General features: G+C 47.7%; 12 protein-coding genes. 6 read left to right on the top strand and 6 right to left on the bottom strand.

What is annotated here, in order from left to right:
* Positions 1 to 20 precede the first annotated feature (20 nt).
* The 5 genes from sufB (at position 21) to ACESTD_RS06300 (ending at position 5,315) form a co-directional block, all read left to right on the top strand.
* Positions 21 to 1,475, top strand: a complete 1,455-nt coding sequence (sufB, locus tag ACESTD_RS06320; RefSeq protein WP_005824359.1) for a Fe-S cluster assembly protein SufB — start codon at positions 21 to 23, stop codon at positions 1,473 to 1,475.
* A gap of 44 nt (positions 1,476 to 1,519) precedes the next feature.
* A complete protein-coding gene (gene sufC, locus ACESTD_RS06315; protein ID WP_005824362.1) occupies positions 1,520 to 2,275 on the top strand; it encodes a Fe-S cluster assembly ATPase SufC in 756 nt (251 codons plus the stop codon).
* Between the two features lie 17 nt (positions 2,276 to 2,292).
* Positions 2,293 to 3,636, top strand: a complete 1,344-nt coding sequence (gene sufD, locus ACESTD_RS06310) for a Fe-S cluster assembly protein SufD (RefSeq protein ID WP_022401832.1) — start codon at positions 2,293 to 2,295, stop codon at positions 3,634 to 3,636.
* A gap of 67 nt (positions 3,637 to 3,703) precedes the next feature.
* A complete protein-coding gene (locus ACESTD_RS06305) occupies positions 3,704 to 4,924 on the top strand; it encodes a cysteine desulfurase (RefSeq protein WP_008661986.1) in 1,221 nt (406 codons plus the stop codon).
* A gap of 70 nt (positions 4,925 to 4,994) precedes the next feature.
* Positions 4,995 to 5,315, top strand: a complete 321-nt coding sequence (locus tag ACESTD_RS06300) for a heavy metal-binding domain-containing protein (protein WP_005824368.1) — start codon at positions 4,995 to 4,997, stop codon at positions 5,313 to 5,315.
* A 93-nt stretch (positions 5,316 to 5,408) separates the two neighbouring features.
* On the opposite strand, the gene ACESTD_RS06295 is transcribed toward ACESTD_RS06300, so the two are convergent.
* The gene (locus ACESTD_RS06295) at positions 5,409 to 7,490 is read right to left on the bottom strand and encodes an LruC domain-containing protein (protein WP_118274163.1); all 2,082 of its coding nucleotides are present in this window, start codon (positions 7,488 to 7,490) and stop codon (positions 5,409 to 5,411) included.
* Between the two features lie 66 nt (positions 7,491 to 7,556).
* On the opposite strand from ACESTD_RS06295, the gene ACESTD_RS06290 reads away from it, so the two are divergent.
* Positions 7,557 to 9,761, top strand: a complete 2,205-nt coding sequence (locus ACESTD_RS06290) for a sodium-translocating pyrophosphatase (RefSeq protein ID WP_005833687.1) — start codon at positions 7,557 to 7,559, stop codon at positions 9,759 to 9,761.
* On the opposite strand, the gene ACESTD_RS06285 is transcribed toward ACESTD_RS06290, so the two are convergent.
* The 5 genes from ACESTD_RS06285 to pnp form a co-directional block, all read right to left on the bottom strand.
* On the bottom strand, positions 9,758 to 11,359 hold the full coding sequence (locus ACESTD_RS06285) for a SusD/RagB family nutrient-binding outer membrane lipoprotein (protein WP_005824376.1): 1,602 nt from the start codon (positions 11,357 to 11,359) through the stop codon (positions 9,758 to 9,760). The genes ACESTD_RS06290 and ACESTD_RS06285 overlap by 4 nt on opposite strands.
* Positions 11,360 to 11,371: 12 nt before the next feature.
* Positions 11,372 to 14,719 carry a SusC/RagA family TonB-linked outer membrane protein gene (locus ACESTD_RS06280; protein ID WP_057087456.1) on the bottom strand — a complete coding sequence of 1,116 codons (3,348 nt, stop codon included), beginning with the start codon at positions 14,717 to 14,719 and terminating at the stop codon, positions 11,372 to 11,374.
* A 165-nt stretch (positions 14,720 to 14,884) separates the two neighbouring features.
* Positions 14,885 to 15,820, bottom strand: a complete 936-nt coding sequence (locus ACESTD_RS06275) for a FecR family protein (RefSeq protein WP_005824380.1) — start codon at positions 15,818 to 15,820, stop codon at positions 14,885 to 14,887.
* Between the two features lie 96 nt (positions 15,821 to 15,916).
* Positions 15,917 to 16,489 carry an RNA polymerase sigma-70 factor gene (locus ACESTD_RS06270; protein WP_005833682.1) on the bottom strand — a complete coding sequence of 191 codons (573 nt, stop codon included), beginning with the start codon at positions 16,487 to 16,489 and terminating at the stop codon, positions 15,917 to 15,919.
* Between the two features lie 172 nt (positions 16,490 to 16,661).
* The gene (gene pnp / locus ACESTD_RS06265) at positions 16,662 to 18,806 is read right to left on the bottom strand and encodes a polyribonucleotide nucleotidyltransferase (protein WP_005824386.1); all 2,145 of its coding nucleotides are present in this window, start codon (positions 18,804 to 18,806) and stop codon (positions 16,662 to 16,664) included.
* Positions 18,807 to 18,908 lie beyond the last annotated feature (102 nt).

Genomic DNA, 18,908 nt, shown 5'->3' with positions numbered 1-18,908 from the left:
AATTTGTAATTATAGAAGTGATGCAACAAGAAGAACCCAATAAATATGTAAAGGAACTCACTCAGGAGAAGTATAAGTACGGTTTCACGACCGACGTGCATACAGACATCATTGAGCGCGGGCTGAATGAAGATGTAGTGCGGCTTATCTCTGAGAAGAAGGGAGAACCGGAATGGTTGCTGGAGTTCCGCCTGAAGGCATATCGCCACTGGCTGACATTGGAGATGCCTACATGGGCACATCTCCGCATTCCCGAAATAGATTATCAGGCCATATCCTACTATGCCGACCCTACGAAGAAGAAGGAAGGACCGAAAAGCATGGATGAGGTGGACCCTGAGTTGATAAAGACTTTCAATAAGCTGGGCATTCCGCTGGAAGAACAGATGGCGTTAAGCGGTATGGCTGTGGATGCCGTTATGGACTCGGTGTCTGTAAAGACTACCTTCAAGGAGACGCTGATGGAGAAAGGAATCATCTTCTGCTCGTTCAGCGAGGCTGTACGCGAGCATCCCGACTTGGTACAGAAATATCTCGGTTCGGTGGTGCCTTATCGTGACAACTTCTTTGCGGCACTGAACTCGGCGGTGTTCTCCGACGGTTCTTTTGTCTATATCCCGAAGGGGGTACGTTGTCCGATGGAGTTGTCCACCTATTTCCGCATCAATGCCCGCAATACGGGGCAGTTCGAAAGAACCTTGATTGTGGCGGATGATGATTCGTACGTTTCTTATCTGGAAGGGTGTACGGCTCCGATGCGTGACGAGAACCAGTTGCACGCGGCCATTGTGGAAATTGTGGTGCACGACCGTGCAGAAGTGAAATACAGCACCGTGCAGAACTGGTATCCCGGTGATGCCGAGGGCCGGGGTGGTGTCTATAACTTTGTGACGAAGCGTGGCCATTGTAAAGGGGTGGACAGTAAACTGTCTTGGACGCAAGTGGAAACAGGTTCGGCCATTACCTGGAAGTATCCGTCTTGCATCCTTTCCGGCGACAATTCGACAGCGGAGTTCTATAGTGTGGCAGTAACCAATAACCATCAGCAGGCAGACACGGGAACAAAGATGATTCATCTGGGCAAGAATACCCGGAGCACCATTGTGAGCAAAGGCATTTCTGCCGGAAAGAGCGAAAACTCTTACCGCGGCTTGGTGCGCGTGGCACAGAAAGCGGACAATGCTCGTAATTACAGCCAGTGCGACTCCTTGCTACTTGGTGACAAATGCGGCGCGCATACTTTCCCCTACATGGATATTCACAATGAAACGGCCATCGTGGAGCATGAGGCCACTACCAGCAAAATCAGTGAGGACCAGATATTCTACTGCAATCAGCGCGGTATTTCTACGGAAGATGCCGTGGGGCTGATTGTGAACGGTTATGCCAAAGAAGTTTTGAATAAACTTCCGATGGAGTTTGCCGTAGAAGCGCAGAAATTGCTTGCCATTTCGCTGGAAGGAAGCGTGGGGTGATTTATAAATAGTAAATTGTAAATAGTCAAATAGTAAATATAAAGATGTTAGAGATAAAAGACCTGCATGCCAGCATCAATGGCAAAGAAATATTGAAAGGCATCAACTTGACCATACGTGATGGAGAAGTACATGCACTGATGGGACAGAACGGTGCTGGTAAAAGTACGTTGAGTAATGTGTTGGTTGGCCATCCTGCTTACGAAGTGACGCGCGGCTCAATTACCTTTAATGGCAAGGACTTGCTTGCCATGAGTCCTGAGGACCGTGCACATGAAGGAATCTTTCTTTCTTTCCAGGCTCCGGTAGAGATTCCGGGCGTGTCGATGGTGAACTTCATGCGTGCGGCTGTGAATGAGCAACGCAAGTACCGCCATCTGCCTGCTTTGTCGGCCAGTGAGTTCCTGAAGCTGATGCGCGAGAAGCGTGCCATTGTGGAGTTGGACAACAAGCTGGCCAACCGTAGCGTGAACGAAGGTTTCAGCGGCGGTGAAAAGAAGCGTAACGAGATATTCCAGATGGCGATGTTGGAACCGACTTTTGCTATTTTGGACGAGACGGATTCCGGATTGGATGTGGATGCTTTGCGTATTGTGGCCGACGGTTTCAACAAACTCAAGACTGCGGAAACCAGTGCTATGGTCATTACCCACTACCAGCGGTTGTTGGACTATATCAAACCCGATACGGTACATGTACTGCTGGGTGGACGTATCGTAAAGACCGGTGGACCGGAATTGGCGAAGGAGATTGAAACACGTGGCTTCGATTGGATAAGGAAAGAAGCAGGTGAATTATAAACTCATAATCTGAAAACATGAGTGTAGAGCAACAATACATAGACCTTTTCTCCCAAACGGAGGCGATGATATGCCGGCATAGTGCCGAGGTGCTGAATGCTCCGCGTGCCGCTGCTTTTGCTGACTTTGAGCGCTTGGGCTTTCCCACCCGTAAGGAGGAGAAATACAAATATACGGATATCAGCAAGTTCTTTGAGCCGGATTATGGCTTGAACTTGAACCGGTTGGAAATTCCGGTGAATCCTTATGAAGTGTTCAAGTGCGATGTTCCCAATATGAGCACTGCTCTTTATTTTGTGGTGAACGATGCTTTTTATGGCAGGGCTTTGCCCAAGTCCCATCTGCCTGAAGGGGTTATCTTCGGCAGCCTGAAGGAGGTGGCCGAGAAACATCCCGATTTGGTGAAGAAATATTATGGCAAGTTGGCTGATACGGCAGAGGATGGGGTGACGGCGTTCAACACCGCTTTTGCACAAGACGGCGTTCTGTTTTATGTTCCTAAGAACGTGGTGGTAGAGAAACCTATTCAGCTGGTGAATATCCTGCGTGGTGACGTCAATTTTATGGTGAACCGCCGTGTGCTGATTATTCTGGAGGAGGGTGCACAAGCCCGCTTGTTGGTGTGTGACCATGCGATGGACGGCGTGAACTTCCTGGCAACGCAGGTGATAGAAATCTTTGCCGGTGAGAATGCCATTTTCGATTTTTATGAACTCGAAGAGACACACACCAGTACGGTACGTATCAGCAATATGTATGTAAGGCAGGAAGCCAATAGTAATGTATTGCTGAATGGTATGACCTTGCACAACGGAACTACACGGAATACAACCCGTGTGACGCTTGCTGGTGAACATGCGGAGCTGAATCTGTGCGGTATGGCCATTGCAGACAAGAATCAGCATGTGGACAATCATACGACAATCGACCATGCCGTGCCCAACTGTACCAGCAATGAGCTTTATAAGTATGTCCTTGACGAGCAGGCTGTAGGTGCCTTTGCCGGTCTGGTTTTAGTGCGCCCTGACGCACAGCACACCAGTTCGCAACAGACCAACCGCAATCTTTGTGCCACCCGAGATGCACATATGTACACCCAGCCTCAGCTGGAGATTTATGCAGATGACGTGAAGTGCAGTCACGGCGCTACGGTGGGGCAGCTCGATGAAAGCGCTCTCTTCTATATGCGGCAGCGTGGTATTCCGGTGCGCGAGGCGCGCCTGCTGCTGATGTTCGCTTTTGTCAACGAAGTTATCGACACCATCCGTTTGGATGCTTTGAAAGACCGTCTGCATCTGCTGGTAGAGAAGCGTTTCCGGGGGGAACTGAACAAATGCCAGGGGTGCGCCATCTGCAAGTGATAGCTTATAATTTCGATTCATTATGAACAACGATATAAATAAGAGTAGTATCTTGGCTCCCCTCCCTATGGGAGAGGGGCTGGGGGAGAGGCTTCGAGCTGATTTCCCTATCCTTTCCCGTGAGGTATATGGCAAGCCGTTGGTCTATCTGGACAACGGCGCGACTACGCAGAAACCTCGCCAGGTAGTAAATGCCATTACGGACGAATATTATTCGGTGAATGCCAATGTGCATCGCGGAGTGCACTTCCTGTCGCAGCAGGCTACAGAGCTGCACGAGGCCTCGCGTGAGACGGTGAGACGTTTCATCAATGCTCGCAGCACGAATGAGATTGTCTTCACCCGTGGTACGACGGAGAGTATCAACCTGCTTGTCTCCAGCTTTGGTGAGGAATTTATGCAGGAGGGGGATGAGGTGATTCTTTCTGTGATGGAACACCATAGCAACATTGTTCCCTGGCAGCTGCTTGCCGCCAAGCGTGGAATTACCATCAAGGTGATTCCGATGAATGACAAGGGCGAACTCTTATTGGACGAATATAGGCAGTTGTTCTCCGAACGTACCAGGATTGTCAGTGTGGCGCATGTTTCCAATGTGCTGGGTACGGTCAATCCCGTCAAGGAGATGATTGCTTTTGCCCATGAGCAGGGTGTTCCGGTGCTTGTGGACGGTGCCCAGTCCATTCCCCACATGCCGGTAGATGTGCAGGATCTGGATGCCGATTTCTTCGTTTTCTCCGCGCACAAGGTGTATGGTCCTACGGGGGTAGGGGTGCTTTATGGTAAAGAGGGGTGGCTGGATAGGATACCTCCCTATCAGGGCGGTGGAGAGATGATTCAGCATGTATCTTTTGAAAAGACTACCTTCAATGAATTGCCCTTCAAGTTTGAAGCCGGTACGCCGGATTATATCGGTACTACCGGACTTGCCAAAGCTTTGGACTACGTTTCGCTGGTTGGGATGGACAAGATTGCCGCCTATGAACACGAATTGACCCAGTATGCCATGCAACGGCTGAAAGAGATTCCCGGTATGCGTATCTTCGGCGAGGCAGAAGACAAGGGTAGTGTCATATCGTTTCTGGTAGGTGATATCCATCATTTTGATATGGGTACATTGCTCGACCGTCTTGGCATTGCCGTACGCACGGGACATCACTGTGCCCAACCATTGATGCAGCGTCTTGGCATCGAAGGAACAGTGCGTGCATCTTTCGGGCTTTACAATACCCGGGAGGAGATAGATGTGCTGGTGGCAGGTATAGTTCGTGTCAGCCGGATGTTCTGACCAAAGCAAAGCTTTGCAACCTTTCTTTCATTCCTTGCGTCTAATATGTCAACAACTAAAAAAATGAATTATGTTAGTAACAACAACCCCGACTATTGAGGGTGGACGTATCACCCGCTATTATGGCATCGTTTCCGGTGAAACGATTATCGGTGCCAATGTATTCCGCGATTTCTTTGCCAGCATCCGCGACGTGGTGGGTGGGCGAAGTGGCTCTTATGAAGAAGTGCTGCGCGAAGCTAAAGATATAGCCTTGCGCGAGATGCAAGAACATGCCCGTGCTATGGGTGCCAATGCCGTGATTGGTGTAGACTTGGACTATGAAACGGTAGGAGGCAGTGGCAGCATGTTGATGGTTACGGCATGCGGTACGGCTGTAACGGTGGAATAAGTTCGCTCTACTATATTACAACATAGGAAGATATAAGAAATGGCAACCCTGTGAATGGTTGCCATTTTCTTTATAAGGAGTATCTTTTATCGGTTATTTGTACCAATCCTTATAATCTGTTCCATTGGAATTGACCCAATCCATAAAATGTTCAAAGCTCTTGTCTATCGGCTGGGTTTCAGGAGTATTGAAGTTTGTGGCTCCACTTAGATGAATGGCAAAAGGATAGTTGCCATTGGCTACATAATAGCTTGTCGGTACAGAGGACAAATCCTCTTCGGTATGGAATAGAGCCATGTCTGCCTTTTCAGTAGGAGGATAGTTGACCAAATGCACTTCGATGCGTGATTCTTTCAATTCGTCATGTACCATGATGAATGGATTATAAGGGGGAATTCCAAGCGTTTCGTGTGATAGTGGAGTCTTGAAGGTGTTCTTTATCTTATATGTAGCGGTTTTTGTATTTCTCTCTGTTACATCGAGCGCACTTAGAAATACATTGACGGTAGCTTTGGAAAGGTCTGTATCCAGTCCTTGTCCGTTGAAACTTGTGGGGGCTTCCAATATTTCAGTTGACATATTGCTGCGTTCTGTATTCAGTTGGTAAGCGAAACCATTTTTGAAAGTGGCACCGGACCAAAGCAACTCATAGGTGTCTTCTGTAGAAAGGACCTGATTGGCATCATTGAAGTTCAATACGGACTGGTATTTTACAATAACATCATTCAAGTCATAGTCACCCTTTCTGGGCCAATTATCTTCGAAAGCGATGATTCCTTTGTATTCCAGACTGTATTTCTTATCCTCGTTGCCACCGTCAGGTTTGATATCAGGAATATCCGGATTGATGATGGCTTCGATGGGGTTGGACCATACGTTGAATTGTATATCATTATAGTCTTGGTCTGTCCAATCTTCAAAGGACAATACGACAAAATCATCGATGCGGAATGCAGCTGTATGTGTACGGCCGTCCCCATTCAGCTTTGTAGTAGAGTAGAAAGGCTTATTGTTTCCGCCATAGAAGCTGTCATTCAATAGGAACCATCCGATTTTTACTCCATTGGGAAATACGGTGCCTTGGTCCACTCCGTCGGGGTCTATGTAATGAAGCTTTACACTTTCACCGCCTTGTAGTCCGGAAGCCTTTTTATTATAATAATTATCCATCAGAGTGTTTGGAAAAACAATGCATTTGGGGGCTTTTTTAATTTCACTTAAAGATGCGTCTGCCCTATAGCAATAATAGCCAAAGGCGCTCGCTGCACCGCTGGTTCCTCCAATTATCCGGATGGATACTTCCGCATTGCGCCCTTCCGGATCATTGATTTCAAAATCTATGGCTTGTCGGTATTGCTTAGGGCATGTGCCTCCTTCCTTCAAGGTCGTATTGATGATTGTCAATACATCACCGGGAATTGTGATTTTGTTGTCTGTGTCTAAATAATGAGGATATCCTTTGGAGCTCCATGTTCCTAATACATGGTATCCTTTGGGTGCCTGCCATCCCTCCGCCCGTGTTTGCGGATTATCATCGGTGGAATCCCATTTGATGTCGGCAGTAATGGCATCTCCTGCAATAACTGTTTTGAAGAGGGTGGGGACCCCTATATAAGAAGTATAGATATATGCTTCGTCCCCATGGTCCGAATTGATGATTTCCTTGCCGCTATATGCACCGTTACCGTCTGTCATGCGTCTGATGACCGGTTCCAGGTCTGTGCGTTTTATAATCTGGCCATCTTTGTCAATCGTGAACGGGTCTTCAAGATAGATTTCAAAAAGTACTTTATAGCCTTCGGGGACATCATACTTTACGTTTACTTGGATGGAAGATGTCGTAGAAAAATCAAAAGAGTTGGGAGTCTTCTCATCGTCTTTTCCATTATTGGGATTGTAGACGTCATGTTCGCATCCTATGGATAGGAATGCCAGCATAATGCTGCATAATGTCAAAGCCAGCATCTTGCATGTTAGGTTAGAATAGATTGGTTTCATAATGCCTTTGTTTTTAGCTTGTTTACTTGTTGCAAAGGTACTATAAAAGTTGTAATATATATCTATATGTGCTCTATTCTTCTCATTAAATACAAAAAATAGGTAAAAAAGGGTACTGCTTGTTGTTTTATTCGCCAGTATAAATACATGCTTGCTTGGATTTCTTTTCTTTTTCATTTGCTTATTTCGTTTCAAATCAATATTTTTAGGCTTTCGTTCAACCTTTTAATACGAATAAATGCTATGGACCAAATCCTATTCTGGCTGGTTCCAGCCGCTTCTATTATGGCACTTTGTTTTGCCTGGTATTTCCATCGTCAGATGATGAAAGAGAGTGAGGGTACGCCTCAGATGATTAAGATTGCCGCTGCTGTGCGCAAAGGTGCTATGTCTTACCTTCGCCAACAATACAAGATTGTGGGCTGGGTATTTCTGGGGCTGGTTATCCTTTTCTCCATTATGGCATACGGTTTCGGAGTGCAGAACTCCTGGGTGCCGATTGCTTTCCTTACCGGAGGATTCTTTTCCGGACTTTCCGGCTTTTTGGGTATGAAGACGGCCACCTACGCATCGGCTCGCACTGCCAATGCGGCACGCACATCGCTGAATGCCGGACTACGCGTGGCTTTCCGTAGCGGTGCGGTGATGGGACTGGTAGTGGTTGGCCTTGGCTTGCTTGATATATCTTTCTGGTATCTGTTGCTGAATGCTGTAATTCCGGAAGATGTAATGACTCCCACCCATAAACTCTGCATCATTACCACTACCATGCTGACTTTCGGTATGGGCGCTTCCACGCAGGCATTGTTTGCACGCGTAGGTGGCGGTATCTATACAAAAGCTGCCGATGTAGGTGCCGACCTTGTGGGAAAGGTGGAAGCCGGTATCCCCGAAGACGACCCGCGTAATCCTGCCACGATTGCGGATAATGTAGGCGACAATGTAGGCGACGTGGCAGGTATGGGGGCTGATTTGTACGAAAGTTATTGCGGTTCTATCCTTGCTACGGCTGCCCTCGGTGCTGCGGCTTTTATCCACTCGGGTGATACGCTGATGCAGTTCAAGGCCGTAATCGTTCCGATGCTGATTGCAGCCGTCGGAATATTGCTTTCCATTATCGGTATCTTCTCCGTGCGTACCAAAGAGAATGCGAAGATGAAGGACTTGCTGAACTCACTGGCTTTCGGTACTAATCTCAGCTCTATTTTGATAGTTGTCGCCACTTTCTTTATCCTGTGGTTGCTGAAGTTGGACAACTGGCTGTGGATTTCCTGCTCCGTGATAGTGGGTTTGATAGTAGGTATCATCATCGGGCGGTCTACGGAGTACTATACTTCCCAATCCTACCGTCCTACCCAAAAGCTGAGTGAAAGCGGAAAGACCGGTCCGGCGACAGTCATAATTTCCGGTATAGGCTTGGGAATGCTTTCTACGGCTATTCCGGTGATTGCCGTGGTGATAGGTATCATTGCTTCTTATCTCTTTGCTTCGGGCTTCGACTTCTCTAATGTGGGTCTGGGGCTCTATGGTATTGGCATTGCCGCAGTAGGTATGCTTTCTACATTGGGCATCACGCTTGCTACAGATGCTTACGGACCGATAGCTGACAACGCGGGTGGCAATGCGGAAATGTCCGGTCTGGGTGAAGAGGTGCGTAAGCGTACCGATGCGCTTGACTCCTTGGGCAATACTACAGCCGCTACGGGCAAAGGCTTTGCCATCGGTTCCGCCGCTTTGACGGGATTGGCTTTGCTGGCCTCTTATGTCGAGGAAATCCGTATCGGGCTGACCCGCCTCGGGACTACCGAACTGTCGCTTCCTCATGGCGATGCCGTGGCTCTTCAAGATGCCACTTTCTTCGACTTTATGCATCACTACGATGTGACGCTGATGAATCCGAAAGTTCTTTCCGGTATGTTTCTGGGCTCGATGATGGCATTTCTTTTCTGTGGATTGACGATGAATGCGGTAGGGCGTGCAGCGGCCCATATGGTAGACGAAGTGCGCCGCCAGTTCCGCGAAATCAAGGGAATCCTTACGGGAGAAACGGAGCCTGATTATGAGCGTTGTGTGGCAATCTCGACGAAAGGGGCGCAACGCGAGATGGTGATTCCGTCACTGATAGCTATCATTGCTCCGATTGCGACGGGACTTATTTTCGGTGTTCCCGGTGTGCTCGGCCTGCTGATTGGCGGATTGAGCAGTGGTTTCGTGCTTGCCATCTTCATGGCAAATGCCGGTGGTGCATGGGATAATGCCAAAAAGTATGTGGAAGAAGGCAACTTTGGCGGCAAAGGCAGTGAAGTCCACAAGGCTACAGTCGTGGGTGACACCGTAGGAGACCCGTTCAAGGACACATCCGGTCCGAGCTTGAATATCCTAATCAAGCTGATGAGCATGGTAGCCATTGTGATGGCAGGGCTTACGGTTGCGTGGAGTCTGTTCTAGAAAGAGTTTTTCCCCGTATCCCACCAAAGGCGGGTGGCGCCGTTATCTGCGCCACCCAGTTTTTCCGTGAGGGTGGCGTATTGTGCCGGGTCGGCAGTGGCGGCGTCCGTCGAGAACGGAAGGCGGCGGATCATGATATCCGTATCAATCACTTTTCCGGTGTTGTTTTGGACCTTGAAAAGTTTGGGGTATCCGGTACGGCGTTGCTCAGCCCATGCCTCATAACTTTCGGGCCAGCATGCCAGCCACTTCTGGGTAATAATCTTTTCGAGTTTCGTCTCTATGTCTGCATCTTCTTCCCATTTGGGGGATATGGTAATCAAGGCTTTCATGTCCTTGCCTACCTTACCGCCCGAGACTACATCTTTATAATCGGCAGGGGTTTTGTCGCTTTCCAGATATTCGGAGGCACCAGCACAGTCCCACTGTGTAAATGAAGTACTTACCCCGTATTCATAGCATGTGCGGGGATTCTCTTTGGTATAGCCGCGGAGGGCTGCTTCGGCCCTGAGCAGCCAGACTTCCGCCGCACTCATCAATACGGCTCCGGTCTTTTCGCCGATGGTACTTGTGTTGAGGGAAGAGCAAAAACTGTAAATGTTGGCGTCACCGTCTTTCATGGGTAAGCCGATGGGAATGCCTAACAACTGTTTTTGATAACCTTCGAGAAGGGCGGTGTTATACCATTTCTTGCCACGCGGGTCCTCATAACCGTTGACAATGGATTCCATCGAGGCATTCATGTAGACTTCACCCCAACCGGCAACGGCACACAAAGGATTGATATAGTTCTTGCCCATTACAGCGATGGTTTCCCTTGCACCTTCCAGTACACCTTGATTGTCATTCAGTGCTTTGGTTGCTTGGTCTTTGGCAAGTGTTGCATCTACATTGGAGATGCGCATGGCAAGGCGCAAACGTAGTGAGTTGGCAAACTTTAACCACTCCTTCAAGGTCTTGCCGTTGGTCAGCATATCATACTCTTTGAATTTGTTGTTGTCACCGCCCTCGTCCAGGTATTCCCTTATCAATTGCTGCCCTTCGTCCAGGTCTGCAAAGAAGCGTGTATAGGCTTCTTGCTGTCCGTAAACCCGGGGTGTCTCACCCAGTTGATGGTAGACCAGCGGACCGTATGTATCGGCAATGCGGTGCATCAGTTCCACTTTCAAAATTTCGGTAATGCCGAGGTAGCCTTTCAAGTTGTCATTGCCATAAAAGTTCTTTTCTGCCTTCTGCACCTCCGTGTAGACATATCCGTAAGTACATTGCCATGCGGCATTGGTCCAGCCTGAGTTCAGGTTGTAGCAGGCGTTGGATTTCATGAATTTAGGAATAGGGTCCATGAAGTAGCCGGAGAACATGTCATGGTTCAGGGATTGTGTCATCTGCCATACCCAATTTAAGCCTACAGAACCTATATTGAAGTAGATGCCCGACTGTATGGGTTCGAATGGAGCAGTCAGGTTCTGGAAATCTATTTCCTTTTTGTCGTCCGAGAAACCTCCCTTGATTTCGTTGTCGTTCTCAAAACCGCCGGTGCAAGCTGCAAGCAGCAATATGCTATGGCAGAAAAGGAATATGATGCACTTGTTTTTCATAAGGTATTCATTTTAAAAGGTTAATCTTAGGTTAAAGCCGATATTCCGGGTAGTAGGCATGCCAAACACGTCTACTCCTTGATTGTTGTTGCCTACGGACATTACTGCATCGGGGTCGAACGGTGCTTCCTTCTTTAAGAAACACAAGTTGCGCGCTGCCAATGATACGTCGATTCCCTTTATGAATCTACTGTTTTCCAGTATCGTTTTCGGGAAAGAATAGCTCAGTGATACTTCACGGAGTCTGATGCAGGTTGCGTCGTACATATAATATTCGGAGATGGCATTTCTGCCGCCTACTGCGCTGTAAAATGCTCTCGGGTCGTTGAACTTCTGTCCCTGGTATTCTACATATCCCCGGGTGCGGGCATCTTCGGTGACTTTGGTCACGCCGTTGGCATCCAACTCAGACTGTGTCAGTGACATGACTTCGCCGCCAAAGCGGAAATCTATCAGGAAATAGAGCTCCAGGTTCTTGTAGGTAAGTGTGTTGCTCCATCCCATGGTGAAGTCAGGATTGGCATTCCCAAGCAAATCCTTGTTTCCGGTATTTCCTAAAGGCCTTTTGCTGGTTTCATCAACCATGATGCTGCCATCCTCGTTACGGCGGAAAGCATTTCCATAAATATCCCCCAGGCTGCCTCCTTCTTTGACGCGCATCTGATAGCCTGCGTTGAAACCTTCTTCGTAGTAGGAAAATTCTGGATAGTCAGGATGCAGGGTCACTACTTTGTTCTTGTTGGCGGACATGTTGATGAGACTCTTCCACGAAAAGTTTCTGTATAGTAGCGGAGTGGCGTCTACCGTCAGTTCAAAACCCTGGTTACGTATTTTTCCGGCATTGACATACCGGTATTTATAGGTGGAGCCCGTAGGATTGTCCATTCTCAACAACTGGTTCTTGGTATTGGTCTGATACCAAGTGAAGTCTATTCCGAAGCGGTGATGGAAGAAGCGCCATTCTGTACCGAATTCGATGGAGCTGCTGATTTCCGGTTTCAGGTCACCGCGCTGTTCTACGGTATTTACATTGATACTGCCGCCTACCATGATGATGTCTACCGGATTGGTGATTCCTATCGGGAGGTCATTACCGACTTCCGCCCATGAAGCGCGCACTTTTGCAAAACTTATCCATTTGGGCAGGGAGCAGGTTTTGTTAAGAATCCAGGTAGCTCCTATGGAGGGATAGAAGAATCCGGTATTCTTGCTGTCTGTGTGGGCTAATGTGGATGACCAGTCGTTACGTGCGGTAATGTCCAAGTATAGTAGTCCTTTCCAGCCCCACTGCATGGTGGCAAATACTGATTGGAGCGTGCGTTTGCTGTCGATGCTCTGATTTACGGCTGCTTTGGAGTCCATCACTACATTGGGGACGGTAAATACATTCGGTTTGTAGAGGGAAGCAAGCCTTGAGTCTATCGTCAGTGAATTGACTTTACTCATGTTGATGCTGGCTCCCAGTGCCGTATTGAGGGAAAAGTCATCAAATTCCTTGTTGAACAAGACCATTGCGTCACCGTAGACTTGGATTTCCTGGCTGTCCGACCAGATGTAACGTCCGTTTTCCTTGTCCTCGTATTTGCCGGCGATGTTGGGAGCTGTAGTGGCATACATCTTATTGTCGAATTTATCACTGATATAATCCACATTACCCCGTACCTGCAGGCTGAAGTAGTCCGTAATGTGCAGATTGGCTCTGGCCGATGCCACAGCGCGATAACGCTTGTAGCCACTGAGCACGCGGTTTTTCAGCCAGTAGGGATTCTGTCCCCATTCACTGACGGTACCATCTCCATTCTTTTCAATCCAGTTTTGTGTCATCATATTGCGGTCGGCATTCCACGTTTCAAAGTTTTCTCTGTAAGTGCTCATGTCTACGCCACGTGGGAAACTGTACAAGCTGACCAGCGGATTCAGATAATAGCCGCCGGTAGCAGGGGAGTTCTTGACGGTTTGGGTCATTAGTGTTGCAATGCCGTCCAGTTTCAGCTTGTTGTTGAAGAGGCTGGCCGTTTCGTGTAGGTTCAGGTTATTCTTCTGTAGTTTGTTATTGTCCACAATTCCTTTAGCCGTGGTGTTGGCGTATGAGAAATAAGTTTGTACCTTTTCATTTCCGGTAGTGATAGCCAGCGAATTGAAAGTGGTGATGCCATTGCTGAAGAACTCGCCTATGTTGTCATAGTCCGTTACATTGCCTTTTGTACCCCAGCTTGCCGTACCGCCATCTTCGTTCCGGCCGTATGTATTTTGGAATTCGGGGGTACTGATGGCGTGACTTACGGTCAGGTTGGAGGAGAATGTAACGCGCTGCAGTCCGGCCTTTCCCTTTTTAGTGGTGATCAGAATGACGCCATTAGCTGCCTGCGAACCATAAAGCGCGGCGGCAGAAGAACCTTTCAGGATGTTGATGCTTTCTATGTCGTCCGGATTCAAGTTGGAAATCCCGTCACCGGCATCACGGTTCAATCCATCGTAGTTACCGCCGATTACGGTGGAGGTGGATTCTGTTGAGCTGTTCAGCATAGGAACACCGTCAATTACGTACAAGGGCTGGTTGTTGCCGCTGGCAAATGCAGAGCGTGCACCGCGAATGACGACTTTGGCAGAACCTCCTAAATTGGCGGTTTTATTGATTTGTACTCCGGCCGTCTTTCCTGCCAGTGTATTAATCATGTTCGGCTCTTTGGCACGGGTCAGCTCATTGCTGCTTATCTGTTGGGTAGAATAGGTCAATGAGGACATTTTCTTCTGGATACCCATGGCGGTTACCACTACTTGCTCCAGGGCGAGGTTCTTTTCTTCCATCCGGATGTGGAGATTATTTCTACCGTTCAGGGCAATGGTTTGCGGCTCATAACTGATGTAGGATACGACAATAGTGGCATAAGGAGGGATATTCATACTAAATTCTCCTTCGGTATTGGTGATAACACCATTGGCGGTCCCTTTTTCAAGAATGTTGGCACCGATAATCGGTTCGCCTTTGGAGTCCGTCACCTTTCCTCTTACAATAGCCATTTCCTGCAGAGTGTTTGTCTTATCCTCAGCACTCCTGCTGTTTTTGGTTAAAACGATGTTTTTGCCTTCCATCACATACTTGATGTCTGTCCCTTTGAACATTTGGTCAAGTACTTCGGAAACAGTTTGGTTGCTTGCATTGATGTCGACGGTACGGCGTACATCGACGTTCTGTTTGTTATATACAAATAAGTATTCTGTTTGCGATTCAATTTGCTCGAGAACTTGCCCTACCCTCAGCCGGGCATTTTGAATGCTGACCCTGGCATTCTGAGAGTAGCAGTTCCCGCTGTACACCTGAAATATAACAAGCAGGAGAAGGAATAATGTGATTTTCATAGGTTTGCAATAATTGCTTAAAATCTAATTTTTTTAGATAAAAAAGCCTCATCAACAAAATTTTTCTCATATCTTTGTCACTGTGTTAAGTTAATAAATTGATTAAGGTCGATTTTTGACTGTTTCGGATCGGAAAGTATGGGGGTACTTTCCGATCTTTTTTTCTTACTCATATATAACAATTGAATCCTTTTCTTCGTTGATGCGGAACTTGAAAGGATGGTCTTTCGAGATGGTCCGCAGTATATGTTCGATGCCGTCCTGCTCTCTGAACTTGCCGGTAAAGCTGCCGTAGTTCAGCAGTTGAGGACTGGCAACGGTTATCTTTACATTATAGTATTTCTCCAGTCTACCGAGGATACCGCTGAATGGAGCGTCGTCAAAACAGTATAGTCCCTCTTTCCAGCGTAGATATTCATAGGAAGGAAGGACGGCCTTTCTACATTTTCCGTTTTCATTGAGAAATACCTCGTCTTTCTGCAACCTGGTGATTATCTGGCTGCTGTTGGCCGGATAGATATCGACGATACCTTCCACCAATGTGGTTCCGAACTCATGGCTCCCACTGTAGGCACAGACGTTGAAACTCGTTCCTACAACTTTTACCTTGTTCGTTTCTGTATGTACATAGAATGGGATATTCTTGTTTTTGGCTACTTCAAAGTAGGCCTCTCCGTCCAATTCCACATTTCGTTCGTTGCGTCCGAAGTTGGCGGCATATTTCATGGTGGACTTGGAGTTCAGCCATACGCGTGTTCCATCGGCGAGGATAATTTGGGCCCGTTGTCCGGCAGGCACAGTGACTGTTTGCAACTGCACCTCCTTGTTATATAAAAAGTCGGAGGTGATGAAATAACCGGCAATGGCGACAATGGTGACGGCGGCTATACGGGCCGCCCAGCGGAGCATCGGCATGATGTGCACCGTTTTCTTTTCATTGTTTCCCTGCTTGTCCGAGAACAAGGAAATGTCGTATATCATGCGCTCTTTCAGGAAGATGTCCCGGTTTTCATCCGAGGCGTCTATCCAGTCGAGTATCATCTTTTCTTCTTCAACGGAAGTAATACCTTTGAAATATTTATATAATAGCTCTTGGTTCATTGTCAATAATTTATTTCTTTTCTAAAACGTGCTCTTTTTACCTTTTGTATATATAACCGGAAAGTGGGCGGTAACCCTATTCCGTAGAAGCATTTTTTAGGATATTAATATTATGAGTATGGTAACAAGATAATCTTTCAGTCTCAGCCGGAGAATCCGCAGCACTTTGGTGATGTGTGCCTCTACGGTTTTAAGTGATATGTCCAGACTATCGGCAATCTGCTTGTTTGCCAGGTTCTGGTATCGGCTCAACATGAATATCTTCCGGCTTTGCTCGGGCATTTCCTGTAAGGTCTTATTTACGATATGCTGTATTTCCGTGTTGAATATCTGGTCCGGTTCGCAGGCTTTCAAGGTGGAGATGCGTAAGTCCAGTTCGCGCAGGTTGTGGCTGCTGATGGTTTCTTCCGCTCGCAGACGCACCTGCTTGTGCTCGAGTACGTGCAGGGCTTTGTTCTTTATGATGGTCAGCAGCAGGGCATGCAGGTTACTGTTTTCTTCCCAGCGGTCTCGGTTTTCCCATAAGGCAATCATGGATTCCATCACAACGTCTTCCGCTTCTGCTTTATCCCTGAGATAAGAATAAGCAAAAGCCAAAAACTTTTCTTGGTTTTCCTGGAAAAAGCGTGAGAAAAGATTCATAGTATGTAGGCTCCTTAAACCGGACATTAATTGAGGTTCTTTATGGAATATAAGGCTTTACATAGCAAAAAAACATAATCTTTTTGGAATATGCAAGCATTATGCCTTGTTTTTTCAGAGCCATTTCTGGCAGTATTGACAAAAAGAAAGCCTGATGGGGTTCCACCAGGCTTTATATACTTAAAGAATAAGAAATTTCTTATTTCTTTTCCGGTCTTTCTTGTCTTTCCGGTCTCGGAAGCAATACTTTGCGTGACAGCTTAAATTTTCCGGTCTTCGGGTCGATGTCGAGAAGTTTTACGTCAATTTCATCACCTTCCTTGATACCGGCTTCTTCTACTGTTTCCAGACGTTTCCAGTCGATTTCGGAGATATGGAGCAAGCCGTCCTTACCCGGCAGGAATTCAACGAATGCACCGTAAGGCATAATGGAGCGTACCTTGCCTTTGTAGACTTCGCCTACTTCGGGGACAGCTACAATCCCTTTGATGATACGCATAGCATCATCGATGCTCTTCTTGTTGGTACCGGCGATTTCGATTCTACCGATGTTGTCCACTTCTTCAATAGTAATGGTAGCACCGGTTTCTTCCTGCATACCTTGGATAATCTTTCCACCAGGGCCGATGACAGCACCGATGAATTCCTTGGGAATGGTCATTGTCTCGATACGCGGAGCGTGAGGTTTCAGGTCTTCGCGAGGCTCGGCAATGCACTCGGTGATTTTGCCCAAGATATATTCGCGGCCTTCTTTAGCCTGCAGCAATGCCTTTTCGAGGATTTCGTATGACAGACCGTCCACTTTGATGTCCATCTGAGTGGCGGTGATACCGTCTTTTGTTCCGGTCACCTTGAAGTCCATGTCGCCCAAGTGGTCCTCATCACCGAGGATATCGGACAATACGGCATATTTGTCTTCGCCTGCATTCTTAATCAATCCCATGGCGATACCTGATACCGGTTTCTTGATTTTCACACCTGCATCCATCAATGCCAGAGTTCCGGCACATACGGTAGCCATGGAAGAAGAACCGTTTGATTCGAGGATATCGGATACCACGCGTACTACATACGGATAGTTTGCAGGAATCTGACCCTTCAATGCACGCCATGCCAGATGGCCGTGGCCGATTTCACGACGGCCTACACCGCGCTGTGCCTTGGCTTCGCCCGTAGAGAACGGAGGGAAGTTGTAGTGCAGAAGGAAACGTTCTTTTCCGTGTTCCAATACGTCGTCGATAATCTTCTCGTCCAACTTGGTGCCTAAAGTCACAGTAGACAAAGACTGTGTTTCGCCACGTGTAAAGATAGCGGAACCGTGAGGGCCGGGCAGGTAGCTGGTCTCACACCAGATAGGACGGATTTCGGTCGTCTTACGTCCGTCAAGGCGCTTGCCTTCGTCCAGAATGGAACGGCGCATCGCCTCTTTTTCCACATCGTGATAGTAACGGTCGATGAGGGCTGCCTTTTCTTCCAGTTCTTCTTCGGAGAACTGTGCCTTGAATTCTTCGCGGATGGCATCGAAAGCATCCATGCGTTCGTGCTTGTTCTTGTTTCCGGAAGCGGCAATGGCATAAGCCTTGTCGTAGCAAGCGTCGTGAACGGCCTTACGGAGTTCTTCGTCGTTCACTTCGTGGCAATATTCGCGTTTCACGGTAGAGCCTACTTCTTCTGCCAGTTCCATCTGTGCCTTGCACTGAATCTTAATGGCTTCGTGTGCGGCCTTCATCGCTTCCAGCAAGTCCTGCTCGGAAACCTCGTCCATTTCGCCTTCCACCATCATGATGTTTTCATAAGTGGCGCCCACCATCAAGTCCATATCGGCTTGTTCTAGTTGTTCGAAGGTAGGGTTGATGACGAATTGTCCGTTGATGCGTGCTACGCGTACTTCGGAAATAGGTCCGTTGAAGGGGATATCTGAAACTGCAAGTGCGGCAGAAGCTGCGAGTCCGGCCAGAGCGTCGGGCATATCTACGCCGTCTGCTGAGAAAAGAATGATGTTTACGTATACCTCTGCATGGAAATTATCAGGGAATAAGGGGCGGAGAGCACGGTCAACGAGGCGGCAAGTGAGGATTTCGTAGTCAGAAGCGCGTCCTTCGCGCTTTGTGAAACCGCCGGGGAAACGTCCGAATGCGGAGAATTTTTCTTTGTACTCTACCTGTAATGGCATGAAATCTGTTCCGGGAACTGCGTCCTTGGCGGCACAAACAGTAGCTAAAAGCATGGTGTTGCCCATACGAAGCATTACAGAACCGTCTGCCTGTTTTGCCAGCTTTCCCGTTTCGAGCGTGATGGTTCTGCCATCAGGAAGCTCGATCGTCTTAACAATTGGGTTAATCATAAAAAATGTTTTATATCTAATTTTCTTTCAAAATTCGTGCAAAGATACATAATTTATTCATGTAAAATGGTGGGAATGAGATAAAAAGTTTGTATTTAGTTG

It is taken from the genome of Bacteroides sp. AR20, from assembly GCF_964250605.1.
Taxonomy (GTDB): Bacteria; Bacteroidota; Bacteroidia; order Bacteroidales; family Bacteroidaceae; genus Bacteroides; species Bacteroides uniformis.
Note: the sequence above shows the minus strand (reverse complement) of the source record. Positions and strands in the feature narration are given on the sequence as shown.

Bases quoted from the DNA above. Each gene is read 5' to 3' on its own strand.
- sufB (WP_005824359.1), top strand. From the start codon at position 21: ATGCAACAAGAAGAACCCAATAAATATGTAAAGGAACTCACTCAGGAG.
- sufC (WP_005824362.1), top strand. From the start codon at position 1,520: ATGTTAGAGATAAAAGACCTGCATGCCAGCATCAATGGCAAAGAAATA.
- sufD (WP_022401832.1), top strand. From the start codon at position 2,293: ATGAGTGTAGAGCAACAATACATAGACCTTTTCTCCCAAACGGAGGCG.
- ACESTD_RS06305 (WP_008661986.1), top strand. From the start codon at position 3,704: ATGGGAGAGGGGCTGGGGGAGAGGCTTCGAGCTGATTTCCCTATCCTT.
- ACESTD_RS06300 (WP_005824368.1), top strand. From the start codon at position 4,995: ATGTTAGTAACAACAACCCCGACTATTGAGGGTGGACGTATCACCCGC.
- ACESTD_RS06295 (WP_118274163.1), bottom strand. From the start codon at position 7,490: ATGAAAAAGAAAAGAAATCCAAGCAAGCATGTATTTATACTGGCGAAT.
- ACESTD_RS06290 (WP_005833687.1), top strand. From the start codon at position 7,557: ATGGACCAAATCCTATTCTGGCTGGTTCCAGCCGCTTCTATTATGGCA.
- ACESTD_RS06285 (WP_005824376.1), bottom strand. From the start codon at position 11,359: ATGAAAAACAAGTGCATCATATTCCTTTTCTGCCATAGCATATTGCTG.
- ACESTD_RS06280 (WP_057087456.1), bottom strand. From the start codon at position 14,719: ATGAAAATCACATTATTCCTTCTCCTGCTTGTTATATTTCAGGTGTAC.
- ACESTD_RS06275 (WP_005824380.1), bottom strand. From the start codon at position 15,820: ATGAACCAAGAGCTATTATATAAATATTTCAAAGGTATTACTTCCGTT.
- ACESTD_RS06270 (WP_005833682.1), bottom strand. From the start codon at position 16,489: ATGTCCGGTTTAAGGAGCCTACATACTATGAATCTTTTCTCACGCTTT.
- pnp (WP_005824386.1), bottom strand. From the start codon at position 18,806: ATGATTAACCCAATTGTTAAGACGATCGAGCTTCCTGATGGCAGAACC.